This window comes from Streptomyces sp. NPDC008079 (genome assembly GCF_042957385.1).
In the GTDB taxonomy this organism is placed as follows: Bacteria; Actinomycetota; Actinomycetes; order Streptomycetales; family Streptomycetaceae; genus Actinacidiphila.
The window spans coordinates 185014-210892 of sequence record NZ_JBIBIC010000003.1 but is presented as its reverse complement, the minus strand read 5'-3'; the positions used below and the strand labels follow the sequence as shown (position 1 = coordinate 210892).

Below are 25879 nucleotides of genomic sequence, written 5' to 3'. Positions count from 1 at the left end.
CGGTGCGCGGCGGCGGCACTCAGCCATGGGTCCCGCCGTCGCTGAGGTTGTTCAGATTGACGTGCTCGGAGTCGTGGTAGTTGTTGTACGACGTCGTCATCCGCGAGGCGATGTCCTTGAGCAACTCGTCCAGTTCGTGCTGGACCTTGTGGAACCACGTCATCATCGCCGCGAACGACTCGTGCGACGGGCTGGACCAGTCGGCGCCGATCTGCTTCACCTTGGCGTCGATCGAGTTCATGGTGGTGGTGATCGTGCCGGACTCGCGTTTCACCACGCCGATCGCGTCGTTCAGCGCCGCGAGGTCCGCGCGCCACTCTTCCGGGGTCGGTTGGTCCGACATCCGCGGGTCACCTTCCTTTCAGCCGCTCCGAAGTCCTGTGCCGGGCCTGTGCCGAAGTCCTGTGCCGGGCCCGCCGCCGTATGGTCCGCCCGCCGGGCAGCGGGGCGTACGTCCGCCCGCGCGGTCAAGCGGCGCCTCCCGGGGGGAGGTCGGCGGGCAGCAGCGTGGTGAGCAACTCCACGTCGGCCGCCGCGAGATCGACGGCGCTCAGGTCGAGTTCGGCCACGCGGTACGCGTGCCGCTCGGTCATCCGCTGGAACACCTGCCGCGCGCTGCGCCCGTTGCCGAACTGCTCGCCGCGCGGGACGGCCGCGAAGTAGTCGTGCAGCGCGGCCGTCGTCTGCGGCGCGAAGGTGTACTCGTGGTCGACGGCCTGGTGCTCCACGATCCGCACCAGCTCCTCCGAGGTGTAGTCGTCGAAGAGCAGGGTGCGGGTGAAGCGCGAGGCCAGGCCCGCGTTGGACTCCAGCAGCCGGTTCATCTCGCTCGGGTATCCGGCGACGATGACCACCACCTCGTCGCGGTGGTCCTCCATCAGCTTCACCAGCGTCGAGATGGCCTCGGAGCCGAAGTCGGTGAACTGCCCCTGCGGCACGAGGGAGTACGCCTCGTCGATGAAGAGCACCCCGCCCAGCGCGCGCCGGAAGACCGCCGTCGTCTTGGGCGCGGTGTGGCCGACGTACTCGCCGACCAGGTCGCCCCGGTCGGCCTCGACCAGGTGTCCGCGTTCGAGCAGGCCGAGGGCGGCGAGGAAGCCGCCGTACAGGCGGGCCACCGTGGTCTTGCCGGTGCCGGGGTTGCCCGCGAAGACCAGGTGCCTGCTCAGCGGCGGCGCCGCGAGCCCGGCCTCCTGGCGGACCTTGACCATCTGCATGAGCTTGGTCAGCGTGACCACGTCGCGTTTGACGCTGTCCAGGCCGACCAGGCGGTCCAGCTCCACATGGAGTTCCGCGAGCTTCGCGCGGGCCGCCTCCGCGGTCGACTCGGTCTCACCGGCGGCCTGTTCGGCCTTCTCCGCGGCCGAGCGGGGCGCTCCGGCGACGGCGGGCACCGCGACGCGCCCCTCCTCCCCCGCCGCCGGGGGCGCGAGGGTCGGCAGGAGCGGATCGGTCGCGTCCTGGACCAGGCAGTCCTCGGCCCGCACGTCGGCCTCGTCGTCCCGCAGCAGGTCGGTGTCGGTGCCGTCCACGGTGCAGCGGCGCAGCAGGAAACGCGAGCGGGCACCGGCGTAGACGGCGGGGAAGCGGCTCTTGGTGAGGTGGCAGTCCTCGTACAGGCCCTCGCCGCCCTCCTCGACGAACAGCGCGTTCTTCGCCGCGCCCTCGACGGTGAGGCCGCGTACGCGCGGCCGGGCCCCGGCGCGTACGACGACGCCGCTGCCGCGCGGCTCGCGGACCGCGCCGCCCTCCACGACGGCCGTGCTGCCCTCCTCCAGCAGCAGGCCCGCGGTGCCGCTGCCGGTGACGGTGACGTTCTCCAGCCGGGCGCCGGTGTCCCGGCCGACCCGGACGCCGGTCTCGCCGGAGGCGGTGATCTCGCACTCCGCGAGCAGCGGGCGGTGCGTGGTGTGCAGGTGTACGCCTTCCCGGCCGCCGGACACCCGGCAGCCGCGGACGGCCGCGTCGCCGCCCTGCACGTACACCCCGGCCAGGCCCGCGTCCGTCATCTCGCAGTCGTCCGCGAGGAGTTCGGACCGCTCGGTGACCCGCACGCCGTACTCGGGCGAACCGCTGACGGTGCAGCCCCTGGCGTGCAGGCGGGCCCCGCCGCCGAGGTGCACGCCGGTGTACGCGGTGTCCCGTACGGTGCAGCCGGTCAGCGTCACCTCCGCCTCGGCCACCGCGTACAGGCCGTTGGCGCCGCTGCGGGCGAAGGTGGAGTCGTGCGCGGTGGCCCGGCCGGCCCCGCTGACGGCCAGCGCGGTGTCCTGGCAGTCGACGGCCCGTACGCCGGTCAACTCGGCGGTGGCCTCGGCCGTGACCAGGATCGCGGCGCCGGTGGTGTGGTGCACATGGCAGCCGTCGAGCAGGACGGAGCTGCTGCCGTCGGCCAGTACGCCGGCGCCCTCGGTGCGGAAGATCTCGCAGTCGCGCAGCCGTACGCCCGGGGTGTCGTGGCCCGGGCGGGCGGCGGATCCGGTGGCGGGCGCGGCCGGTTCGGCGTCCTCGCCGTGGGCGAGGGGCCGGTGGCCCGCGCCGGAGGCCGCGCGGGTCAGGCGGCCCGCCGTCTCGCGGACCCAGACGCCCGCGGCGCCCGTCTCGTGCAGGCGGCAGTCGCGCAGCGCCGCGGTGGCGTGTCCCTCGACCACGACGGCGGTGCCGCCGCTGCCGCGGACGTCGCAGCGGGTCAGCGTCGCGTGCGCGCCGCCCGTGAGCAGGACGCCGCGCCCGCTGGCGCCGTCCACCAGGGCGTCGGTCAGCTCGGCGCGCGCCTCGTCCTCGACCACCAGGCCGTCGCCGACGCAGCCGCCGACGGTCAGATTCTCCAGTGTGGTGCGGCTGGTGCCGGTCAGCCGGACCGCCGCGCCCTCGGCCTTCCGTACCGAACAGCCGCTCAGCAGCGGGGCGGCGGTGCCCGCGACCTCGATCCGGCCGCCGGTGATCTCGCAGTCCCGCAGCACCGGTTCGCCCGCGCGCACCAGCAGCGCTGCCTCGCGGGGCACGGCGGACACGAGGGTGAAGCCGCGGATCTCGGCGCGGCCCGCGTGCACGGTGACGGCCGGGCCGCGGACGGCGACCAGCCGTACGGCGCCCTTCGCGACCAGGGTGACATCCTTGTCAAGCAGCAGGCTCTCGCTGTACGTGCCCGCCTGCACGGTGATGACGGCGCCGGTGTCCGCGCTCCGCACGGCCGCCGCGATGGTGCGGTGGCCGCCCCAACTGCCCGGCGCCACGCGCTGGGCGGCGGCCTTCACCGGGCGCTCCCGGGGGTCGCCCGCCGGGTCACGGGGCGGGTCGAGGGGCGAGTCGAGGAGCGGGTCACCGGGCGGACGTGCCGGGTCCCGGGTCGCTCGGTCACAGGCCGCTCCCCAGGTCGGCCAGCCAGCCGAAGAGGCCGAACACCCCGGCGGCCAGCGGTACGGCGGCCACGAACAGAACGCTGGTGACGGCCGCGGGCCAGGTCGGGCGGTCCGGCTCGATGGGCCGCAGAGCCGCGCCGAAGGCGAGGAAGAGTCCGCAGGCGACCAGAACGGCGCCCACGCCGAAGGCGGCCAGCGGGCCCGCCAGCCGCGAGTCGAACGCGTACAGCGGCACCCGTACGGTCAGCGCCACGAGCCCCAGCACCCCGGCGGCCAACTGCGGTACCACCGCGCTCAGTACGCGTACGGTCGCGGCCTGGAGCAGCAGTCCGACGCTGACGCAGCCCGCCAGCACGAGGGCGTAGACGTCGTGGGACGCGCTCAGGGTGAGCAGGGCCGCCGCGAGGAACACCCCGCTCACCACGCTGAGCAGGGTGAGCAGCGCGTTGCTGCGGTGGACGACGGTGGCCACGGTCCCGTCGTCCAGCGCGGGCGCGCTGACGTCGGGTCCCGAGGGCACGAGCACCGCGATCTGGCCCGCGGCCCTGGGCAGCAGCCCCGCGGTCAGGAACAGCGCCACGGACACGACGGCGGCGGAGCCGGTGAGCCCGGCGTGCGAGGCGGTCAGCGCCACGGTGAGCAGCGCGGCCACCAGTGTGAGCAGGTTGAGCACCACGGTGGCGGGCGACGGCAGCGCGACCAGCCCGATCACCGCGCCGAGCACGGCGAAGACGGAGACGAGTACAGGGGTGGCGACAGGACCGTGCACCGGTCCGTCCAGGCCGACGCAGGCCAGCAGCGGGACGGTGGCGAGCGCGAAGAACTGCCGTACGGCGCGCGGCAGCGGCCAGTTCTTGCGCTCCGCGTACCAGGCGAGCAGCGCCGAGCAGAGCGCGGCGAGCGCGAACAGCGCCGCCCACGGGCCGGCCGGCCGCAGCGCGCCGAGCCAGGCCGCCGCGGCCACCATGAAGACCAGGCCCGCGCCCACGACGCACTGGGCGCGGCGGCGGGAGCTCCACAGGCCGCCGTCGTCCTGGGCGCTGGCGACCTGTTCGTCGAGGTCGGTGACGGTCAACTCGCCCAGTTCCGCCGCCCGCTGGTCGCGCAGGTACAAGGTGGCGCCGTCCACGATGCCCGCCGCCGACAGCGAGTCGCCGGGGGCCATCGGAGCGCCGCCCGACTCGGCGAGCGACCAGACCGGCGGCAGCGCCTCGGACTCGGACTGCCCGCATAGGGAGGCGAGTCGGGGAACGTACTCGGCGATCGGGGCCTGCGCCGGAAGCGCGAGGTCGATCCGCCTGCGTTCGCCGACCACGGTAACCCGGCAGCGTTCATCGGGCACGGATGTTTCCTTCGGTGTCGGACCTCACGGCCGCGCGTCCGCGGGCCGCGGTGGGTCGGTGCCGCCGGGTTCGGAGACACCGACGTCAAAGACGGCGTTCGGCGGCGCCTGGTTTCGGTGGCGTGGGGTTTTTGTGACGCGTGGTCTTCGTGGTGCCGGTCTCAGTGGCGCCAGGTGGAGATGTTGGACCACTCGGCGTCACTGTAATTGCTCCAGTTCACATGCATCGCCTGGGCGATGCGGCCGAGCACACCGTCGGGTCCGAACAGGCCGTCGGCCGCCAGGTCCCACTCGTTCTGCATGTCCTGGTAGTAGGTGGCGGCCTGGCTCTCCCGCCACGCCTCCACCATCGGCGCCAACTGCGACTTCAGCGACTGGAGTTCGCCGGAGATCTCCCCGGCCCTGGCGTTGATCACGCCGCCCGCCGCCGCCAGTCCCTCACCGACGTAGATCGGCGTGCCGTCGATATCGGCCATGAATCGCTCCTCGTTGTGCGGCCCGGATCAGTTGAAGTTGGTGCCGGACGGTGCCTTCGGCAGGTCCTCGCCGAGCGCGGCGAGGTTGTTGAGGTTCTGCTGCTCGGAGTCCTTGTAGTTCACGTAGTTGCCCTGGAGGCCCTTGGAGATTCCCTCCAGGGCGTCGTGCAGCATCCGCGCGTAGACGTCGTACTCCGCCATCAGCGTCTGGAACTGGTTGTGGGCGATGCCCTGCCAACTCGCTTCCAGACTGCTCACATACGTCTTCAGCTCCGCCAACTGCCCGGCGATCTCGCTCGCCGTGGACATCGTGTTGCTGGAGGCGGTGGCCAGGTACTCGGGTGTGACCCGGTACGTGACGCCACCGACGCTCACAGAAGGCTGGTCAGCCATGGAATCCGCCCTTCCTCGCCCGATACCCCGGCAGTCAAACACCGTTTGGGCCCGGTCCGGGCCGCACGAGCCGCAGTGAGCAGAGTCTGAGCAGGTTCTGAACGCGTCGGGAGCGGGGGGCCGGGCCGGTCAGTCGGGGAGGTGGCGGGCGAAGCGGGCGTGGGTGGTCTGGCGGCTGGTGCCGAAGGCGCGGCCGATGGCCTCCCAGGAGACGAGGGAGCGGCGGGCGGCGCGGACGGCTTCGCGGCTGAGCGCGGGGGCGGTCTCTTCGACGCGGGCGACGACGCGCAGCGCGGTGAGGGGCTGGTCGCGGGAGAGTTCCTCGACGCGCCGCCGCAGGGCGGCGAGCATCTGCTCGACGTCGTGGGGGACGGCGCCTTCGGTCGCGGTGACGTGGTACTCCCAGTCGGCCATCGGGCCGGTGCGGGAGTCGTTGCCCTCGGTGGCGTCGTCGTCGCCCCGGATGATGGGGTGGGTCTCGGCGCCGCGCCAGCCGCACTCGCAGGCGCCCTTGACGCCGATCGCACGGGGGCCGTCCGCTCCGTTGTACGACCACCAGGGCTGACGGCCCTCGGGCGGCGTCGCCGGTTCCGCGCCGTCGGCCAACACCGCTGTCACATAACCGGTGTGGCGCCGGGTCTCGTCCACCCACTCCATGGCTCAGCCCTCTCCGCACCGGGAAAAACGTTCCTCAAGGTTCCCTGACAACGCGCTCGGCTGTCAAAGAATTTTGACAGCCGCGCCGTTGGTGCCTGCCCCGGAGGCCCCAGGTGGCTCACGCCTCGCGCAGGGCCTGTTCCACGGCGGTGCGGACGCGGGCGTCCTCGGCGGCTTTGCGCTTGGTGCGGGTGCGGCGGGTGTGGAGGAAGGCGGCGACGGCCAGGGCGAGGAGGACGAGGACGAGGGCGCTGAGGGTCCAGGGGAAGGCCCAGGTGTGGGCCGTGGACTGGACGGTCTTGAGCTGGGTGGTGGAGCCGGAGGCGTCGGTGAACAGCGGGGTGAGGGTCACGGTCGCGGTGAGGCGGACGGCGGGGGCCACGTCGTGGACGGGCACGCTCACCTTCCAGCTCTCGCCGGGGAGCAGTTCGGGCGGCGTGGCCGTCTTGCCGCCGGTGACCGCGAACCAGCCGAACAGGCCCTTGAGCTTGACCGACTGACGGGTCGACATGATCGCGTTGCCGGTGTTGCGGATGCGGTAGGTGACGGTGGCGTCGCCCTTGGAGAAGGGGGCGGCCGTACCGCCGTAGGAGACGTGCAGGTCCTCCACCGCGAGCGTGGGCTTGATCGCGCCGCTGACCCGCAGCTTGATCTTGATGCCGAGCCGCCGGTCGACGTTGATGCCCTGCGCGTCGTCGGGCTGGGTCAGCGAGGTGAGGATGCCGCCCACGTAGTCGCCGGGCGTCGCGTTGGCCGGGATGGCGAGGGTGAAGGGCACCTCGACGGTCCTGCCCGGCTGGACCACGACGCGCTCGCGCGCCGCGCGCGCCCACACGCCGATCGCGCGGGACTTCTTGTCGGCGGGCAGCAGGTCGAGTTGGCCCTTGTCGGTGGTGAAGCCGTCGGCGGCGTACACGCCGAGGTCGACCGGTGCCTTGCCCCGGTTGGCGACGACCATCGCGTCCTCGACCTTGCCGCCGGGGTTGACGGCGTAGCTGTAGCTCGACCGGTCGGCGCCGAAGCTGTTCGACGCGGTGCGTACGGTCCAGGCGACGTCGCCCTCGGCGGCGGCGGCCGGTCGCGCGGACAGACCGGTGACCGCGAGGGCGAGGAGCAGCGCCAGGACGGCGGTACGGACGAAGGTGGCGACGACGGTCGTCCGGCGGGTCACGGGCACATGCATGTCGGGGTCCTCGGGCGTTCTGGTCGGAGCTGTCGGAGCTGAGGAACCGGTGGGGCGGGCGCCCGCGGGCGCCTGCCCCACCGGGTGGTGCGGGGTCACTCAGGTGGAGCGGTCAAGCGGGCGGGATCAGCTACTGAGCGCGGTGATCGTGAGAGTCGCGCGGTAGTCGCCCTTGGCGACGCTGCCCGGGATCTTCAGATCCAGGTCGGCGCCGAGCTTGGCCGTGCCCTTGGTGTGACCCTGGTCCGCCCAGCCGAGGCCGCGCGAGACGGACAGGCCGGAGCCGCCGTCGTAACCGGAGTTGACCGTGCCGCCGGCCTTGGCACCCGCGCCGGGGGCGAGGATCTTCGGCGTCCAGCCGAGGTACGCGCCGGAGAACTTCTTGGCGCCGTCCGTGAAGTCGCCCACGCTGGCCGAGATCGACCAGGGAGCGAGCGAGCGGCGGCTGTCCGACACGACGATCGGGTTGATCGTGCCCGTCGCGTCGAAGTAGTCACCGTCGTGGTCCTTGGCGGTACCGAGGTCCACCAGGCCGTTGTAGCCGTCGATGGTCCAGCCGAACTCGCCGGGGGGCGCGGTGGGCACCTTGACCGCGAGGTCCTGGCCGGTGCCGTGGTACGGGTGCACCGTCACCTTGTCGACGACCGAGCCGATCGGCTGGCCCTCGGGGGTGTTGACGCAGGAGACCTGGCCCAGCTCGACCGCCGCGTTGGGCGCGGTGCAGGTGCCGCTGCGCAGGTTCTCGACGACGAGCTTGTCGTTGCGCACCTGGACCTTGACGTAGGAGCGCACGTGCTCCTGGTTCTGCACCGAGTTGTACCAGTAGCTGTCCGGGTTCAGCGGGTCGGGACCCTGGCCCGTGACACCGGTGCCGCTGCTGTCCGGCTTGGTGATGTCGTAGTACTTCGAGCCGGACGCCGAGTTGGCCGTCACGTAGAGCACACCGCCGGGACCGGGGTACACGTCCGCCTGGCCGGGCTGCTCGGCCGCGTCCGCCTTCTGACCGTTCTTGATCAGGTAGCTGCGGGAGTAGCTGTGGTCGTGGCCCTGGAGGACGACGTCCACGCCGAGCTGCGAGAAGGCGGTGGTGAAGTCGGTACGGCGCTGCTTGTTGTCCGAGTCCTTGGCGTGGCTGGCCGGGGAGTAGATCGCGTGGTGGTACGTGAGCACCTTCCACTTGGCCTCGGAGCCGTGCTTGTTGATGATGTCGGTGACGTACTTGACGTGCGCCTCGTCACCGCCGCCGCCCGAGGAGGCGGCGTAGCTGTTGCTGTTCAGGTCGATGAACAGCACGTCCTTGTAGATGTACCAGTAGTCACCGCCCGAGGTGTTCGAGCCCGGGTTGCCGTTGGCGTAGTACGGCGCCGAACGGTCGGTGTTCGGGGTGTACAGGTGCTGCTCGTACGCCTTGCCGCCGACATCGTGGTTGCCGATGGTCGCGGCCCACGGGTACTGACGGAGCTTGTCGGGGGCCAGGAAGGAGTCCCACTGCGCCTCGGTGTTCGCGGTCTCGACCTGGTCGCCGCCGGACACCAGCAGTTCGGCGTTCGGGTTGGCGGCCAGCGAGACGTCGAGCGTGTCCTTCCAGCCCGCCTGGTCCTTGGCGAGGTTGCCGGAGGAGCCGATCTGCGGGTCGCCGTAGAACAGGAAGTCGTAGTCGCCCTCGAAGTCCTGCGTCTTGAAGGCGTAGGTCTGCGACCAGTTGCCCACGGAGCCGACACGGTAGGAGTACGCCGTGTTCTCCTTCAGGCCGGTGATGGTGGCGTGCCGGTTGAAGCCGCCGCTGGTGGCGATGTTCGCCCCGCCGATGGCGTCGAACGTGGCGGCGTCCGCCGGGAATTCACCGTTGACCAGGGTCGCGGTCGGGGCGGCCTGGATGACCTGGGCCATGTCGGCCGAGGAGTACCAGGTCACCGTGCGCTGCGTCTCGTTCGCGCCGACACCGAGGATGATGCTGGTGAGGGCGGCGGGGTCGGCGGCCACGGCGGGGGAGGTGAGTCCCGCGCCGACGGCGAGCGCCAGACCCATGGTGACCGCGGTGGCCCCGGTGACCACGCGGCGTCGTACGGACCCGTGGGTCCGTACCGATCTGATCGATCTCATCTGTGTTTGTTCCTTTTTGGACGGAACTGCATGGAGCTGAGGTCATCAAGCTCCCATCGGTTGGTAAACAGGCGGCAAATGCGATCTTCGCCTGACCTGAACTTCACCTCAGTTGAAGGCTCAGCCACCGCCCACCCGTTGCAGGAACCACACAAGTCCCATAAGCGCTACACCTGCGGAAACGGTGCCGGTCACCCAGAGCCCCGCGGTCGGCGAACGGCGGCGCAGCAGGGCCAGCAGCGGGAAGACGACGGCGATGATCGACAACTGCACGACCTCGATGCCGACGTTGAAGACCAGGAGGGAGCCGAGCAGCGTCCAGGACCACGCCTGGTCGATGCCGAGCGCGCCCGCGAAGCCAAGGCCGTGGACGAGGCCGAAGCAGAAGACCACCGCGAGCCGCAGCCAGCCCGCCCGGTCGAGGGCGACGTGGTCGCGCAGGAAGCCGCGCCCGCCGGAGCCGGGCCCCGAGCCGGAGGCGCCCCGGGCCGAAGCGCCCGGATCCAGGTCGGAGGCGTGGCTGCCGCGCTGCCGTATCCGCCACAGGTGCCAGCCCGCGACCACCGCGATCGACAGCGCGATGACCGGCTCGACCAGCCGCGACGGCACGTCGACCGCCCCGAGCGCGGCGAGCATGAAGGTCACCGAGTGCGCGAGCGTGAAGCTGGTGGCGGCGAGCACGATCTCGCGCAGCCGCCGCGACCCGGCGATCAGCGCCAGCAGGAACAGGATGTGGTCGGTGCCGGTCAGCAGGTGCTCGGCGCCCAGCCGGAAGAACTCCCAGAACCAGGCGTACCAGGGCTGATCGATCGAGAAGGACGGGTGCGCCGCGTCGAGCGCCGCGCTGCCGGAGCGGCCGTCCAGGTCGTACGTGACGATCGTCTTCGTACCGCGGACGTATGTCTCGCTGTCGGGGAACAGACCGCTGCGGACCCGGTGGTCACCGGCCAGCTCCTGGCAGTCCCAGTCCAGCAGCAGGACGGTGTACGGCACCCCCTCCTGCCGGTCCATCGTGAAGTCGCCGACCTGCTCCGGCGCGCACGCCTTGCCCGCGGCGGTGACCGAGAAGCGCTGGGTGACATAGGCGACGGCCGACTTCTTGTGGGCGTTGAGGGCCGCGGCCTGCGCTGTGGTGTCACCGGCGTCGAAGGCGCCGTTGCCGGTGCGGAAGAGGTCGTCGTCATGTTCGGCATCGGCAGCGGATATGACGAAAAGGTCGTATTCAAGCTTGAGGGAAGTACGGACATGGCCCTCGTCCGCCGCCGTCACATGGACGTACGCGGTGGACGAGAAGCCGTGGGCGAACGCCGGTTGGACGGCGCCGAGGAAACCGATCAGCGCCGCGGCGATGCAGATGACGGCGCGACGGACCCGCTCTGACATGGGACTCCTTGGGTAGGAGGAGCACGCTGCACGTCACGGGTGAACTGAAACCGGCGGGTCGGCGAACCCTGGGCCAACAAGGTCCGCAAAGGCGTTCGAGGTTCCCCACGGAGGCGATCGGCGTCGCAGGATGGACCCGCGGCACCCGCCCATGGCTCTCACCAGGGCGTTCTCTCGTCACACCGTTCACAGCAAGCCCTCGGCACCTCGCTCACCCCTTATCGCTCAGCGCTCAGCACCTATCGCTCAGCAGTCACCGCTCACCGCTCAGCACCAATCGCTCAGCACTCACCGCTCACCGCTCACCACTCATCTCGGAGGACGATCGACGTGCGCCCCCCGCTTCGGGCCGTTGCCATGCTGGCGGCGGTCACCGCGCTGGCCCTCGGAACCGCCGGATGCGGCTCCGACGACGACTGGTCGCAGCCGCGCGCCAAACCCTCGCCCGTCGGCACGCTCGGCCCGCGCTTCGTGGACAGCGTGTCGCCGCCCGCGCCCGAGTCGACCGTCACCCCGGCGCCCGGCTCGTGGGAGGGCGTCCACCCGCCGAAGGGCTACCGCGTGGTGCTGCTCAGCGCGGGCACCGACCGGCCGACGCGGTCGCTGGTCGACGCGGTCAAGAAGTGGGCGGACGAGGAGCACGTCAAGCTCAGGACCGTCGTCGCGGACGGTGCGGCCGACCTGCTGCCGAGCGTCACCAGGGCGCTCGACATGCACGCGGACCTCATCGTCAGCGCGGGCAACGACCTGATCGACCCGCTCGTGCCGGTCACCGCGAACCACCTGTCGCAGCAATTCCTCGTCGTGGGCGCGGAGTTGGCCGAGCCGACGCACAATGTCACCGCCGTCGACTGGTCCGGCGCGTCCTTCCGCGGCGAAGGGCTCGGCATGTCCTCGACGTACGACGCCGGTTCGTTCACCGCCGCGCGCTGCGCGGCCTCGATCAGGGCGGGGGTCGCGGCCGTGCTCAGCGACCTGACCGGGATCGTGATCTGGCTCGACAAGGTGTAGGCGGAGCCGCGGCGACCGCCCGGAACCGCGAACGGCTCCTATACTCCCTGCTCATGACCGACATCGACGAGCAGGGCCGGCCGCTTCCCCCCGAGACGGGCGGGGAGACCGAGACACTGCTGGGCTTCCTCGACTTCCAGCGGGCGACGCTGGCGTGGAAGTGCGCGGGACTCGACGCGGCCGGGCTCGCGGCGGCCCTTCCCACCTCCGCCATGACGCTGGGCGGCATGCTCAAGCACCTGGCGTACGTGGAGCAGTGGTGGTTCTCGCAGTGGCTGGCCGGGCGGTCGCCGGAGGCGCCGTGGGACACGGTCGACTGGTCGGCGGACGCCGACTGGGACTGGCACTCGGCCGCGGACGACACCCCCGAGCAGATCCGTACGCTCTGGGAGGACTGCGTCGCGCGCTCGCGTGAACTGACCGCCGCGGCGCTGGCCGAGGGCGGGCTCGACACGCTCTCGCGGCGCGCGGACGCCGCGGGCCGGGCGCCCAGCCTGCGCTGGATCCTCTTCCACATGGTCGAGGAGTACGCGCGGCACGTCGGCCACGCGGACCTGATCCGCGAGTCGGTGGACGGTCTCACCGGGGAGTAGCGAGCGCGCCCCGCGCGGCGGTGAGTTGGGGAGCCACGACGGGGATGCCTGACGCCATGTCACCACGGCGACCGGCGGGGCGTTCGGCGACGAGGGCCGATGCCTGACGGACCGTCACATCGGGCCACCGCGGGCGCGCTCCGGACGCGCCGCCACGCCCGCGGCCGGCGCGGTCCCGCTACGGCCTCGGCCCGTCCTCGCGCAGCGCGCGGTCGACCAGGGCGCCCGCCGCGCCCGGGTACGCGGTCGGGTCACACAGGGCGGCCAGCTCGTCCGGGCCGAAGTGACCCGCCAGGTCAGGGGATTGGGCGAGGACGTCGGCGAGCGGGCGGCCGGAGTCGGCGGCTGCCGCGGAGGCCGCGGTGAGCAACGCGCGGGCGGCGGCCTTGCCGAGATGCGGGGTGAGGACGGCCACGATCCGCTCCGAGACGACCTGACTGCCCGTCATGTCCAGGTTGTCACGCATACGGGCGGGGTGGACGGCGAGCCCCTCGGCCAGTTCCGCCGCGGTGTGCGAGGCCCCGCCGACCAGCCGCAGGCACTCGCGCAGGAACTGCCACTCGGCGTGCCAGACCCCGGCCGACCGTTCGTCCTCCGCGACCAGACACTGCGTCAGACCGGCCGCCAGCACCGGGACTTGGAGCGCCGCGCTGCGGATCAGCGTGGACAGCACCGGATTGCGCTTGTGCGGCATCGCCGACGACGCACCGCGCCCCGCGACACCCGGCTCCGCCACCTCCGCGACCTCGGTCCTGGCCAGCGACTGCACGTCGACCGCGATCTTGCCGAGGACGCCCGCGGTGAGCGCGAGCGCCGCCGCCAGGTCCGCGACGGGCGTACGCAGCGCGTGCCAGGGCAGTACGGGCCTGGCGAGGCCGGTCTCGTCGGCGAAGGCCGCGACCAGCTCGTCCAGGTACTCCCCCGGGTCACCGGCCTGCCCGTCGCCGTCGACTCCCGTACCGGCGGCGGTGTCCCCGGCACCGGCGCCGTACCCGTCGACCCGCGCGTACGCGAGGTATCCGGCCAGCGTGCCCGCGGCCCCGCCGAGCGAGACCGGCAGTCCGTGGTCGAGCAGCGCGGCCAGCCGGGCGTCCGCGTCGAGTGCGCCCTGCCGCCAGCCCGCCGCCTTGAGGCCGAAGGTGGTCGGCACGGCGTGCAGCGCGAGGGTGCGGCCCGCCATCGGGGTGTCGCGGTGCTCGGCGGCGAGCGCGGCCAGCGCGCGCTCGACCCGCGCGAGGTCGCCGCGGATCAGCCGCAGCGCCCGCGCGGCGACCAGCATCATCCCGGTGTCGAGGACGTCCTGGCTGGTCGAGCCGCGGTGGACGTACTCGGCCGCCGCCGGGTCGTGTTCGGCGACCGCCCGGGTCAGCGCCTGGACCAGGCCGACCACCGGGTTGGCGGTCTCGCGGGAGGCGAGCGCCAGCGCGCGCAGGTCCATCAGGTCGGTGTGCGCCGCCGCCGCGATGGCCGTGGCCGCCGACTTCGGCAGCGTGCCGAGCCTGGCCTGCGCGCGGGCCAGCGCGGATTCGGCGTCCAGCATCGCCTGGAGCCAGGCGATGTCGGACACCGCCGCCTCGACCGGGGTGCCCGCGCGGACCGGCGAGAGCAGCCCGGCGTCGATGAGGGTGTCCTGCTCACTGGGCCGGCTGCTCATACGATCACTCCGAAGGTGTGGGTCTCGGCCAGTACGGCGGGGTCCGCGCCCGCAGCCCCGGCGACAGCGGCGGAAGCGCCGACGCCGGAACCGGCACCCGTGGCCCCCTCGCCGGAAGTCCCGTTGCCCGCGGCCCCGCTGCCGGAAACACCGCTCCCGGAAACACCGTTGCCGGAAACCCCACTCCCGGAAGCCCCGCTGCCCGAAACCCCGGACCCGGCCCCGGCCAGCCTGGCCGCGGGGACCGCGCCCCGCGCCTCCGGGTCACCGGCGCCCCGGCCGCCCGCCGCCAGCGCGAGCAGCGCGCACGCGATGGACTCCGAGTCGCCGAGCGTCACCGAGTCGACGCCGGGCCTGATGCCCGCCGCCGTGACCCAGTGCACGGACTCGGTCGGCACACCGTAGGCGAAACGGCGCGGATGCGCCTGCCCGCGCGGGTCGAGCAGCCGGTAGGGGCGCTCGGTGACGGCGAGGCCGCCGGACTCGTATCCGCCGCCCGAGCCGGTCGGGATGCGGTACGGCGCGCACTGCTCGGTCGCCATCAGGTAGTTCAGCAGCGGCTCGGCGGTCCGGCGCAGGTCCGGCTCCGGCAGCCGCGCCTCGATCAGCGCGGAGGCCACGACCGGCGGCCCCGGCACGACATGCGACGAGGCGACGAAGGCGGGCCTGGCCGGGTCGAGGCGCACTTCGGTGCCGGGTCCCGTGACCACCAGCACCCGCGCCTCGATCAGCGCGATCATCTCCTCGATGCGGGAGGCGGGGGGCCCGATGGACAGGAAGGCGTTCATCGGGGTGTACCACCCCTCCAGCTCGTCCCGGTGCGACGTGCCGTCGAGTCCGCCGTGGTCCACGGCCAGCCGCACCTCGTTGCGCAGATCGCGCAGCACGTCGAGCGCGGCCTTCAGCGGGCCGCTGACATTGCCCGCCCTGGCCTCGCGCACATCGCGCGCCAAGTACCCGAGCAGCCAGACCCTGAACTCCTCCCGGTCGGCGAACCGCCGTCCCAGGTAGGGCGTCAGCAGCCGCTCCCAGCTCCAGCGCTCCTCCGGCTCGACGCCGTACTTGTCGAGGAGTTCGGTCTCCTCGCGCGACCCGGCCGTCTCCAGGAAGCGCACGCCCAGCTCCGCGCCCTCCGCCGCGCGGTCCTGGGCGTGCAGCAGCGCCTGGTAGTAGACGCTCTGGACCTCCTTGGAGATCAGCGGCCACAGATGGGTCCGAAAGTGCAGTCCGGGACCGCCGGTCGCCCGGTCGCGGGAGGCCGCGATGTAGGCGGGGGTGAGCAGCCGCGGGTGGTAACGGCCGTACGCGCCCTTCTGGTTCTCGCCGCGCGCGTGGTACGGGACCCCGCGCCGGGAGGTCGCGTACAGCGACGGCTCGCGCCCGGAGGGCAGATAGACCAGCCGGTCGCCCTCCCTGCGGAAGGTGCCGCCGCGGCCCGCGGTGAGCAGCGTCATGTGGTCGAAGAAGTTCAGGCCGAGGCCCCTGAGCAGCACCGTCTCGCCGGGAGCGATCCGGGACAGGTCGACGTCCGCCGGGTTGGCGGGGGTGATGTACGTCAGCCGGTGGATCGCGGCCAGTGTCGCGGTGCGCTCCTCGCGCGGGGTCGGGCGCGCGGCGACATGGCCCTGGGCGAGAACCACCGCGTCCAGCCCGTGCAGCCATGCGCCGTTGTCCAGCCGGATGCTCTGCGGCCCGTCCGGGTCGCCCATGGCGTCGGCGACGGCCACCGCGCGCGAGCGGTGTTCCTCGACGGTGACGTGCGCGGGCGCGTTGCCGGTGATCCGCAGGAAGCAGGAGCGCAGGTAGCGGCCGTAGAAGGCGCGGGTGGGGTACGAGTCGGGGTCGAGCCGCCGGGCCTCGGCCAGGTCCTCCGGGTCGTGCGCGTCGGGCATACGGCTCCCCGGCACGGCACCGCCCGGCGCCCCGGCCCCCGGGTCGCCGTCCCCCGGCCCCAGCAGGCCCTTCGCCCACTCGTACAGGCTCGGGCCCGGCTCGATGGGGCCGTCGATGGTCACCCGGTCGTCGGTGAAGACGGTGATCTGGGAGGCGACGGTGTTCATCAGCAGATGCCGCGACTGGTCGGTGCGCCAGACGCTTCCTGCCCCCGGCTCGGCGGGGTCCACCACGTGGACCGTCAGCGATGAGCAGGAGGGCGACTTGCGCTCGTGGGCGCAGAGCCGCTCCAGTACGGACAGGCCACGCGGGCCGGCGCCGACGAGGCAGACGGCGAGGTCCGCCGCAATGCTCATGGGTCTTCTCCATCCGGTGGCCTGGTCCCCCGACCGGGCACGGGTGCGGGCGCGATACGCCGGTGGTGACCGGCGCGGGCGGTTGCCATGAGGGGAGGCGGAGGCGAGAGGGAACCTTGTGGGCGGGTGTTTTCGGGCAGGGCAAGGCGTACGGGCGGCTCGGGGCGGTGCCCCGAACCGCCGGCACCGGGTCGTCACGGCATGGGGAGGATCAGCTCTTGCGGGTGAACTCCCGTACCGCGGTGGCGAATTGGGCAGGCTGGTCGAGCGGGAGGAGCGAGTAGCTGTCGGCGATCTCGACGAGGCTTCCCTGCGGCAGGATCTCGGCGAGCCGGCGGCCGTGCGCGGGCGGCATGACGCGGTCCTTCTCGGCCCACACCACCAGCGCGGGCCGGTCGAAGGAGGAGAGCCCCTCGCTCACGCCGACCAGCAGCTTCTTGTCGGCGGCGATACCGCGGAGCACCCGCACCGTGTCGCGCCGCACGTCGGCCTGGGCGAGGATCGGCTTGATCCAGTTCTTGCTGACGGCGTCGCCCCGCTTGGTGAGCCAGCCGAAGGCGATCGGCTGGCGCCGTACCAGCTTCAGCCGCATCTGCTGCATGAAAAGGCCGAAGAAGGTGGGCGACAACTTGCCGGTCATCACGACGGTCTTGCCGGTCAGCCCCGGCGGAAAGTTGTCGAATGCGTCGCAGGACGCCAGCACAATTGAGCCGACGCGCGGCGCGCCTTCGTCCACGAGCAATTGCACGACGGCGCCGCCGGTGTCATTGCCGACCAGGGTGACATTGTCCAGATCCAGCCGTTCGAGGAATTCCCCGACCAGCCGGGCGAGTCCGCGCGGCGAAAGGTCGGCGTCCTCCTTGACCGGCTTGGTGTGGGCGCCCATCGGCAGCACCGGCACCACGCACCGGTGGTCCGCGCGCAGATCGGCGACCACGTCCGCCCACAGGGTCTCGTCCATCAGGAGGCCGTGCAGCAGGACGAGCACCGGCCCGTCGCCGCCGGTGTCCTGGTAGTCGATCGTCCCGGCCGAGAGTTCGATCTGTTCCATGGTCATACGTCAAACCCGTCTGTCGGCTCGCCGTGGCGGGGTTTATTTGACGGATGCTCCGTCAGCACTCCCCGCATTGGCCTCAGTTGGTGGTCAGCGGCTTGAGCATATCGAGCGGATTGCGCCCGCTCCAATGTCCGTCGACCGCGTACGGCCTGAGCCGCACGAACAGCGTTTCGTGGTGGAAATCGCGTTCCTCGTGCTTCTTCATCGCCCTGACGTGGCCGCCGGGGTAGGAACCGACCGTGTACTGGCGCATTTCCTTGACGCTGCGCCAGAGCGAGAAGGTCGCCACCTGATTGGGCGGCCTGATCAGCGAGGTGCCCTCGAGGAAGGCGGGGTGGTGGGCGGCGTCGCGCTCGGCGTGCGAGGCGGCGGCGACGAACGGCACCACCCGGTTGAGGCGTACCCGGGCCAGGGTGAGCACCCCGATGGGGTGATCGTCCACGGGTATCTCGCGGCGCGGCAGCTCCAGCAGGCCGGGCCAGGCGCCGAGGGTGCGGACCGGCTCGAACCGGGCCCGCCAGCCGTTCTCGTACGGCTTGGCGACCGGGTGCGACAGGAAGCGGTCCAGCGCCTCGTCGTTGTCCCACGCGGCGATCATCGCGGCGCCGGTGGGCTTGACGTCGAACATCGCGCTCTGCGAGCGCAGCGGGCTCATCAGGAAGGGGCTCGCCCAGTGCAGGCCCTCGTGCGCCTCGGGCTTGGGCCCGTTGCGCAGGGCGCTCATGGCCTTGGCGGGGCCGACCTCGGCGAGGTGCAGGGACATGATCATGCCCGAGCCGATACGGGGTGTTTCCAGGTTCTCAGGCACGCTGGCAGTCGCCTTTCGTCGCGTGGGCGCTTCCGGATCTCATCGCGTGGGCTCTTCGACGGGCACGGCGGTCTTCTGGGTCACCAGCAGCCGCCCGGGGTCCTCGCCGGTCTCGCGCCCGATGATCTCGGTGGCGACGCGGCGGCCGGAGTAGATCGCCCCGGACATCGACCCGAACTCGTGGGGCACGGACTCCGCTCCGGCCCAGTGGATCCGGCCGACCGGCTGCTTGAGCGCGGGACCGTACTCGGTGTACAGACCGGGCGGGGCGTAGGCGTGGTAGCAGCCGCGGGTGTACGGCTCCGCCATCCAGTTCTGCTCCAGCAGGTCGTACGGCTTGCCCGCGCGCGGCCCGAAGAAGCGCTCCAGCTCCCGCAGGACCAGGGCGCGTCGCTCCCCCGCGGGCAGCTTGGCGACCTGCCGGGCGGGCGGCCCGGTGACGAAGCCGGTGAGGACGCCGGGCGTGCCGTCGGGCGGGCAACTGTCGACCGTGGCGCGTACCGGGCTGGAGTGGCTGATCACATGCCCGGTGAAGCCCTCGGCGCGCCAGAACGGCTCGTCGTACAGGGCCAGGTACTTGATGGCGGCGCCCATCGTCATGCGCTGGCTGACGTGGTCGCGGTGCTCGGGCAGCGGCGGGTCGTACTCGATCCGCCCGGCCAGCGGCACGGGCACGGCCATCACGACCCAGCGGCCGACCGCCTCGAATCCGGCGCCGCGTACCCGGACGTGCTCGCCGGAGTGCTGGATGCTGCGGACCTCGGCGTTGAGGTACGTCTCGTCGTCGACGGTCTTCGCCAGGGTCGTCGCGAGGTTGTGCGAGCCGCCGACGAAGCGGTTCTCCAGGGTGCCGCCGGTGATCTGGGTCATGGCCCTGAACCCGCCGGTGCCGTTGGAGTAGTTGAGGACGTGCAGCAGGGAGACGTCGGCCGGTGCGGCGGCCATGCCCGCCTCGATCATCAGCCGCATCAGGGCCCGGCCGCCCTTGGTGCGGACATTGCGCTGCGTCCAGGACCACATGGTCTCGCTGTCCCACTGGGTGGCGTGCGGGGCCTCCCAGGGGGCGTCCTGCGGTACTTCGCGGCGCATCCGCTCGATGCGCAGCGCCGCCTGCCCGAAGTCCAGCAGCGTGGCCGCGCTGACCTTGGGCGCCATGCCCTTCCAGGGCTGCATCTTGCCGCCGTCGTCGATCAGCCGGTAGCCGGTGTCGTAGACCTTCGCGGTCTTGATGCCGACGGACTGGGCGGCCCGGTGGCTGATCGTCCCGGCCTGGCCGTAGAACTCACAGCCCAGTTCGGCGACCTTGCCGTCCCCGAGGGGCTTGCTCAGCGACCGGCCGCCGAGGCGGGAGCGGGCTTCGAGCAGCGCCACGCTCTTCCCGGCCATCTTCAGTTCGCGCGCGGCCGTGATCCCGGCAAAACCCGCACCGACGACGATCACATCGGCTTCTATCGATGGGTACTCGCTGATGTCGTGCAATGCCCTCTCCTACAGTTCGGGTGTCGATCCGCGCTGGGTTCCGCCGTGCACCGGCCGTGACGTGGACCGTGGTTACGCGCCGTCGCGCAGCACCACGTCCTGGCTGACCGCCTCCAGACCGCCGTTGTCGCGGTTCTTGATCATCTCGGTGAGGAGGTAGCGCCGGGCCTTGACGGTCGCGGTGCGCTGGAGGTCGTCGGGCGTGACCTCCAACGGGACGCCCAGGCCGGTGATCCCGGCGGAGGCGGACTTCCAGACCTCGGGGTCGAGGGACTTCCCGTCGCGCATGCAGACCACCGGGACCGGCTTGCCCTGCTCGTCGGGGACGACCACGATCTCCTCGGCGTTGGGAATCCGCTCCAGCAGCACGTCCTCGATCCACAGGCAGCTCTCGACGCCCTCGATCCGGTCCGCGATGCGGTCCAGGATCTCGATCTGCCCGAGCCGGCCGCGCCGCCCCCAGTCGCCGGTGTCGAACCACTTGCCGTGCCGCCGCTCGGCGAACTTCTCCGGCGTGCCCACGAACGACAGCGCGCGGGCCGGGGTCTTGACCTGGATCATGCCCGGTTCCGACTGGTCGGAGCGGCGCTTGCCGGTCTCCGGGTCGGCGATCCTGGCCCGGATGCCGGGCACCTCCCAGCCGACGCTGCGGGTGTCGCGGCCCTTGAGCCGGCCGAACGAACCACGGGTGTACGGGCGGACCGAGACCACCTGCGTCTCGGTCATGCCGTAGCACTGGAGCCAGACCGGGTACTTGCGCTTGGACGCGTCCAGCAGCGCCTGGATGGTGCGCGGGTGCATCGCGTCGAAGGAGTTGAAGTACAGCCGGATGCTGGAGAACGGCTCCGACGGATCGTCGATGATCCGCTCCCAGCCCATGAAGTTGTTGGGGTGCGACTCCAGGATCGTGGGCCGGTACTGGGGCAGCAGCCGCAGCATCGTCTCCTCGTCGGGCCTGGCGATGCCCAGCAGCGGGGTGCCGCGCGAGAAGGACGCCATCTGCGTGATGGCGGCCCGCACATGGACGTGCGAGATGGCGCTGGCGAACAGCTCGTCGGGGGTGTGGAAGCCGGGGAAGATCGACTCCATCAGGGCGTTGTAGGACACGCCCTTGGCGGACGCCTCGGCGAGCTTGGACACCCCGGTGGTGCTCGACGTGTGGGTGATCAGCATCGGCTCGTCGTCCTTGAGCGGACTCGGCGCCGGAATCCGGCCGCCCCACAGGTCCGCCACCGGTATGCCGCCGTCGATGTCGGCGATGGCGGTCATGCCCAGGTGCCGCAGCCGCTCGCCGTCCAGCCGGGCGTACTTGGCGACCTCGGGGTCGGTGACCAGGAATTTCGCCTGGAGGCGCTCCAGCAGGATGTTGATGATGTCCGGGTCCAGGCGGGCCGACAGCAGCGCGGGGATCGCGCCGATCCTGGCGGTCGCCCAGGCCAGCGCCTGGATGTCGTAGTTGGGCGACTTGACGATCGCGACCCGGTCCCAGCGCTTGACGCCCGCGGACTTCAGGACGGCGGCCATCTGGTCGACCAGGGTGGCGAATTCGACGAAGTCGAGTTCGACGCGCTGCTCGGGGTCCCAGGTGAACGGCTGGTCGAGGTAGATCGGCACCCGGCCGTGCTTCTCGGCCGCGCGCTCGGCGACCAGGCCGACGTTGAGCGGCTTGACCAGGGCGACCCGGTCGGGCTTGAACTGGGCCTTGAGCATCTTGGCCGCGTCCAGACGCCGGGCGGAGAGCGGGATCTTGGACCGTGTCCGGTCGCCAGCGATCGAAACCATACGACTCATCCCTTCCTGCGGGTTGCCGTGCCGACACCCGTGCGATCGGTGGTTGCGTACTTGCGGCGCTCGTCCGCCATGAGCCGTTCGTATTCGTTGGGGTCGACCAGCAGATGGCCGGACGAGTCGTGGAACCGCTTGTCCTGGCGGCGGCGGGCGTTCCTCAGCTCCGACCACATCTGCGCGCGCGAGGGGAGGCTGACGGTCTCGGTCAGCAGGTCGCCGACCCACTCCGACTGGAACTCGGCCAGCGGCATCAGCGACATCATCGAGTGCAGCAGGCCGATGAAGTACAGGCCCTCGGTCTCCGGCGGCACCACCTGGTGGTAGAGCGCGGGCGCGTCCTCGCCGTCGCCGACGAGCGTGTCGTCGAGGAAGGGGTAGTCGATCTTGTAGCCGGTGCAGTGGATGATCACATCGGCCTCGGTCTCGGTGCCGTCCGAGAAGCGGACGGTACGGCCGTCGACCGTGTCGATCACCGGCTTGGCGGTGATCCTGCCGTGCGCGATGGCGGGCAGCAGCTCGCTGCTGGCGACCAGCGGCCCCTGCCCGACCTTGTACGGCGGGTCGGGCAGCCCGTACGCCGACATGTGGCCGTGCACCAGCTTGATCATCAACGTCACCAGCGGGCGCCGCTGTTCGACCGAGAGCTTCTTCATCATCGGCGACAGCTTGTCGATCGGGCCGCCTTCGAGGATCTTCGGGACGACGTAGTGGCCGGTGCGCACCGACAGGTAGGTGGCCTCCGCGACGCGCGACACCTCGGTGGCGATGTCGGCGGAGGTGGCGCCGAGACCGATGATCACGACCTTCTTGCCCGCGAGGTCCGCCGGACCCTCGTAGTCGTAGGAGTGCATCTCGGTGCCGGTGAACTTGCCCTCGTACGAGCCGAAGAGCGGCAGCCCGTGCCGCCCGCCGGAGGCGACCATCACCGCGCGGTACAGATGCGTCGTGCCGTCGCCGAAGGTCACCGCCCAGCCGCCGCCCGCCGCCTGCTCGACCCGGCTGACCTCGGTGTCCAGTTGGATGTGCTCGCGCAGCCCGTAGTGGTCGACGTAGGAGTCGAAGTACCGCGCCACCTGGGTGTGGTGGGGGTAGTCCGGGTAGTCGTCCGGCATCGGGAAGCTCGGGAACTGCATGACGGTCTTGGAGGTGTTGGCGAACAGCGCCGGGTACGCACAGCTCTTGCCGCCCTGCGCGGGATACCGCCACAGGCCGCCGAGTTCCGAGCGCCGCTCGTAGGCGTCGAAGGCGATGTCGCGGATCTTCAGCGAGCGGCACATCGCGATGCCCGCGGAGCCCGCGCCGATGACGCAGACCTTGTCCCTGCGGTCCTCGGGCGCGGACGCGGCATCGGCCACCGGCTCGTGCGTGGTGGTCATCAGGACTCCCCCGCGCGCTCGGTGCTCGCCAGCGCCAGCAGGCCGAGCAGGGTCGCGGTGGCCGCGGCGCTGGTGTCGACCACGGTGGACTTCTTCAGCCGGCCCTTGCGGTGGCCGAGGATTCCGGCCGCGACGTCGAGGCCGTCGCAGAGGATGCCGGCCTTGAGCAGCAGCCTGCGGGTCTCGCCCCTGCTGGCCAGGACGCCCACGATCAGGGCGATGTTGCGGGCGGCGAACAGCCGGACCAGGTACTCGCCGTCGGCGTCCTCGTTGATGTGCAGCTTCTTCGCCCCGATGGCGGGCGCCAGGAACGCCGCCGCGCCGACCGTACGCAGGGTGCTGAGCAGAACAGCCGGCGTATCGCTCTTGTTCATAGTGATGCGAGTTCCTCTCGCGCCTCGGCCATCGACATCACGTCGTGGCACTGGGAGCCGGTGTCGGTGGGAATTCCTTGGCGAAGCCGGTGAGCCGGACGACGACTCCGGCCTGCCGCAACATCTCGATGTCCGTCTCGGGTTCCGCGGACTGCTCGGGGAACGAGATCCCGGCCGGCAGGTCCCGGCTCAGCACGCGCTCGGCCGCGCGGACCGCGCCCATCGCGCTGAGGTGGCCCTGGCCGCGGGTGTCGAGCAGATCGATGGAGACCGAGCGGTTCGCGCTGTGCGCGGTGACGGTGAGCCCGCAGAAGTCGCCGGTGCCCGCGCTCTGGAAGAGCGCCGCGCGCACCCCGTGCAGCGGCGGCTTGGTCAGCGCCCGCAGCGCGCCCGACCGCTTCAGCCCGATCATCGCGTACAGCGACGGCACGCTCTGGAGCGCGATGCGGGTCTCGACCGTCGGCACGCCGAGGGTGAGCGGCACGGTGGTCTGCTCCAGCGTGCTCACATACGCGGCGGGCCGCTCGTTGCCGTCGGCGCAGCGCACCAGGCGGCGGCCGGTCAGCGGGTGCGTGGGCTGCCGCCTGCCGTCGCGCATCGCGTAGTACGGCCAGGCCAGCCGTTCGGCGAAGCCCCAGGAGTCGGGGCCGACCTTGTCGTCGGACGAGGACAGCACCGCGATCTCCACCCGCTCGGCCTGGCCGAGTTCGCGGACGGCCGCGGCGGCCATCAGCGCGTTGAGCCCGGCGTACCAGGCGCCGGACAACAGCACGGGGGACGTGGGCCGTTCACGCGAGACCGCGACGGTGACGTCGAGAATCCCGGCGTGGCCCGCGCGGTTGATGTCCGCGATCGGGATGCCCCGGCGCATGGCGTCCACGATGAGGTGGTCGCCGGGGTCGCTGACCACGGCGAGGACGGCCGCGGGCCGCTCGGGCAGCGCCCCCAGCGGGCGTTCGGCGCGTACGTCGATGACGGCGGTGCTCGCGCCGATCCGCGCGGCCAGCGCCGTCGCCCGTTCGGGGTTGCGGCCCGCCAGCACGATCGGCAGGTCGGGGTGGCGCTGCCGGATCAGCCGCGCCGCGTGCTCGCCCACCACTCCGTAACCGCCCACGATGAGCAGCGGCGGCCGGGCGGCGGCGCGTCTGGGTCTACTGGCCATGGCTCACCGCGCCGCTGATCGTGGTGTCCGGCTTGCGCTCCTCGCCGCGCTCCTCCGCCGCCCGCGCGAACAGCTCGCGGGCCACCCGGCGGCCGGAGTCGACGGCGCCGCCCATCGAACCCATCTGGTGGACACCGCTCTCGGTGCCCGCCCAGTGGATCCGGCCGATCGGCTCGCGCAGCGCCTTGCCGTACGCCGTGTACAGTCCGGGCGGGCCGAAGCCGTGGTAGCAGCCGCGGGTGAACTCCTCGTCCAGCCAGTTCTGTTCGACGAATTCGCGGGGCTTGCCCGCCTTCGCGCCGAGCCCGGCGACCAGTCCGTCGAGTACGGCGGTACGCCGCTCGGACGGCGACAGGCGGGTCAGCGCGCGGGCGGCGGAGCCGGTGACGAAGGCCGACATCACGCCGGGGCTGCCGTCGGCGGGCGAGGTGTCGAAGGCGACCCGGAACGGGCCGTCGCTGCTGGTGATCTGGCCGCTGAGCCCGGCGGCGCGCCAGAACGGCTCGTCGTAGACCGCCAGGCACTTCATGGCGGCGCCCGCGGGCATCCGCTGCGCGAACTGGTCGCGGTAGCCGGGCAGCGAGGGCGCGTAGGTGATGCGTCCGGCGAGCGTGACCGGGATGGCGACGACGACCCACCGGCCGCGGTACTCGAAGCCGGGGCCCGAGACCACGACGGAGTCGGAGCGCTGCTCGATGGTGCGGACGGCGGCGCCGACGCGTACCTCGTCGGGCATCCGCGCGGCCATCTTCTTCGGGATGCTGTGCGCGCCGCCGTCGAAGCGGTAGCGCTGGATGCCGCCGCTGACCTCCAGCAGGTAGCGGAAGCCGCCGGAGGCGTTGGCGTAGTAGAGCACGTGCATCAGCGACAGGTCGGCCGGGCGGGCGCAGAAGGCGGCCTCGATCATCATGGTGATGAAGGCCCGCGCGGTGGAGGTGGTGACGTTGCGCTGCATCCACGACCAGAGGGTCTGGCTGTCCAGCTTCTCGGCGTTCGGCGCGTTCCACGGGCCGTCGGGCGGGACCGTGCGCGCCATGCGCTCGATCTTCAGGATCGCCTGGCCGAGGTCGGCGATGGCGGCCGGGCCCATCCGCCAGGGGAACAGGCCGGAGTACGCGTGGCGGCGGCCGTTGACGAAGGTGAGGCGTTCGCCCTCGTCGTAGCTGCGAAAGCCGGTCACGCCGACGGACTCGGCGGTCTCGGCGATCATCGTGCTCTTGTCGCCGAAGTACTCGCCGCCCAGGTCGACCGCCTTGCCGCCGCCCACGTCGAGGCCCTTGAGCCGTCCGCCGACGCGCTCGCGCGCTTCGAGCGTCTTGACGGTCCACCCGGCCTCTTTCAGCTCGCGGGTCGCCGTCAGTCCCGCCAGGCCCGCGCCGACGACGATGACATCGGCTTCCGCGCTGGGCTCGTCTGTCACATGCAGCAC

The 25879-nt window shown here is 71.9% G+C and carries 21 protein-coding genes; 2 read left to right on the top strand and 19 right to left on the bottom strand.

The window, feature by feature from the left end; genetic code table 11:
- Positions 1–19: 19 nt before the first annotated feature.
- The 9 genes from ACFZAM_RS10305 to ACFZAM_RS10265 all read right to left on the bottom strand — a co-directional run bounded on the left by ACFZAM_RS10305 (position 20) and on the right by ACFZAM_RS10265 (position 10899).
- Positions 20–343: a WXG100 family type VII secretion target gene (locus ACFZAM_RS10305; protein WP_355344257.1), complete on the bottom strand. Its 324-nt coding sequence runs from the start codon at positions 341–343 to the stop codon at positions 20–22.
- A gap of 124 nt (positions 344–467) precedes the next feature.
- Positions 468–3257, bottom strand: a complete 2790-nt coding sequence (locus ACFZAM_RS10300; RefSeq protein ID WP_391044501.1) for a right-handed parallel beta-helix repeat-containing protein — start codon at positions 3255–3257, stop codon at positions 468–470.
- A 100-nt stretch (positions 3258–3357) separates the two neighbouring features.
- Complete coding sequence (locus ACFZAM_RS10295; RefSeq protein ID WP_355344263.1) at positions 3358–4704, bottom strand: EsaB/YukD family protein; 1347 nt, start codon at positions 4702–4704, stop codon at positions 3358–3360.
- A 161-nt stretch (positions 4705–4865) separates the two neighbouring features.
- Entirely contained in the window at positions 4866–5180 is a 315-nt protein-coding gene (locus ACFZAM_RS10290) for a WXG100 family type VII secretion target (protein ID WP_188281815.1), read from the bottom strand.
- Positions 5181–5207: 27 nt separating this feature from the next.
- Complete coding sequence (locus ACFZAM_RS10285) at positions 5208–5573, bottom strand: WXG100 family type VII secretion target (RefSeq protein WP_223186817.1); 366 nt, start codon at positions 5571–5573, stop codon at positions 5208–5210.
- 129 nt (positions 5574–5702) lie between these two features.
- Entirely contained in the window at positions 5703–6230 is a 528-nt protein-coding gene (locus tag ACFZAM_RS10280; protein WP_355344267.1) for a hypothetical protein, read from the bottom strand.
- A gap of 118 nt (positions 6231–6348) precedes the next feature.
- Positions 6349–7413, bottom strand: coding sequence for a WxL protein peptidoglycan domain-containing protein (locus tag ACFZAM_RS10275; protein ID WP_391044498.1), 1065 nt, complete (start codon positions 7411–7413; stop codon positions 6349–6351).
- Between the two features lie 126 nt (positions 7414–7539).
- Positions 7540–9516, bottom strand: a complete 1977-nt coding sequence (locus ACFZAM_RS10270; protein WP_391044496.1) for a fibronectin type III domain-containing protein — start codon at positions 9514–9516, stop codon at positions 7540–7542.
- Between the two features lie 120 nt (positions 9517–9636).
- Positions 9637–10899: a HupE/UreJ family protein gene (locus ACFZAM_RS10265; protein ID WP_355344276.1), complete on the bottom strand. Its 1263-nt coding sequence runs from the start codon at positions 10897–10899 to the stop codon at positions 9637–9639.
- A 330-nt stretch (positions 10900–11229) separates the two neighbouring features.
- On the opposite strand from ACFZAM_RS10265, the gene ACFZAM_RS10260 reads away from it, so the two are divergent.
- On the top strand, positions 11230–11910 hold the full coding sequence (locus tag ACFZAM_RS10260; RefSeq protein WP_355344279.1) for a hypothetical protein: 681 nt from the start codon (positions 11230–11232) through the stop codon (positions 11908–11910).
- 53 nt (positions 11911–11963) lie between these two features.
- On the top strand, positions 11964–12503 hold the full coding sequence (locus tag ACFZAM_RS10255) for a DinB family protein (protein WP_355344282.1): 540 nt from the start codon (positions 11964–11966) through the stop codon (positions 12501–12503).
- A gap of 178 nt (positions 12504–12681) precedes the next feature.
- Here ACFZAM_RS10255 and ACFZAM_RS10250 read toward each other — a convergent pair whose 3' ends face one another.
- The 10 genes from ACFZAM_RS10250 to ACFZAM_RS10205 all read right to left on the bottom strand — a co-directional run bounded on the left by ACFZAM_RS10250 (position 12682) and on the right by ACFZAM_RS10205 (position 25879).
- Entirely contained in the window at positions 12682–14157 is a 1476-nt protein-coding gene (locus tag ACFZAM_RS10250; protein WP_391044491.1) for a lyase family protein, read from the bottom strand.
- Positions 14154–16406 (bottom strand): FAD/NAD(P)-binding protein, encoded by a 2253-nt coding sequence (locus tag ACFZAM_RS10245; protein ID WP_391044489.1) that lies wholly within the window; start codon positions 16404–16406, stop codon positions 14154–14156. The genes ACFZAM_RS10250 and ACFZAM_RS10245 overlap by 4 nt, the downstream gene beginning before the upstream one ends.
- A 211-nt stretch (positions 16407–16617) precedes the next feature.
- Positions 16618–17463 (bottom strand): alpha/beta fold hydrolase, encoded by an 846-nt coding sequence (locus ACFZAM_RS10240; protein ID WP_391044487.1) that lies wholly within the window; start codon positions 17461–17463, stop codon positions 16618–16620.
- A 76-nt stretch (positions 17464–17539) separates the two neighbouring features.
- A complete protein-coding gene (locus tag ACFZAM_RS10235; RefSeq protein WP_355344294.1) occupies positions 17540–18271 on the bottom strand; it encodes a spheroidene monooxygenase in 732 nt (243 codons plus the stop codon).
- A gap of 39 nt (positions 18272–18310) precedes the next feature.
- On the bottom strand, positions 18311–19750 hold the full coding sequence (locus ACFZAM_RS10230) for an FAD-dependent oxidoreductase (protein ID WP_391044485.1): 1440 nt from the start codon (positions 19748–19750) through the stop codon (positions 18311–18313).
- 72 nt (positions 19751–19822) lie between these two features.
- Complete coding sequence (locus tag ACFZAM_RS10225) at positions 19823–21532, bottom strand: class I adenylate-forming enzyme family protein (protein WP_355344300.1); 1710 nt, start codon at positions 21530–21532, stop codon at positions 19823–19825.
- A 5-nt stretch (positions 21533–21537) separates the two neighbouring features.
- Positions 21538–22914: an NAD(P)-binding domain-containing protein gene (locus ACFZAM_RS10220; RefSeq protein WP_391044484.1), complete on the bottom strand. Its 1377-nt coding sequence runs from the start codon at positions 22912–22914 to the stop codon at positions 21538–21540.
- The gene (locus ACFZAM_RS10215) at positions 22914–23288 is read right to left on the bottom strand and encodes a hypothetical protein (RefSeq protein WP_188281828.1); all 375 of its coding nucleotides are present in this window, start codon (positions 23286–23288) and stop codon (positions 22914–22916) included. The genes ACFZAM_RS10220 and ACFZAM_RS10215 overlap by 1 nt, the downstream gene beginning before the upstream one ends.
- A gap of 37 nt (positions 23289–23325) precedes the next feature.
- The gene (locus ACFZAM_RS10210) at positions 23326–24450 is read right to left on the bottom strand and encodes a hypothetical protein (protein WP_355344312.1); all 1125 of its coding nucleotides are present in this window, start codon (positions 24448–24450) and stop codon (positions 23326–23328) included.
- Positions 24440–25879, bottom strand: a complete 1440-nt coding sequence (locus ACFZAM_RS10205; RefSeq protein ID WP_391044483.1) for an FAD-dependent oxidoreductase — start codon at positions 25877–25879, stop codon at positions 24440–24442. Before ACFZAM_RS10205 ends, ACFZAM_RS10210 begins: the two co-directional genes overlap by 11 nt.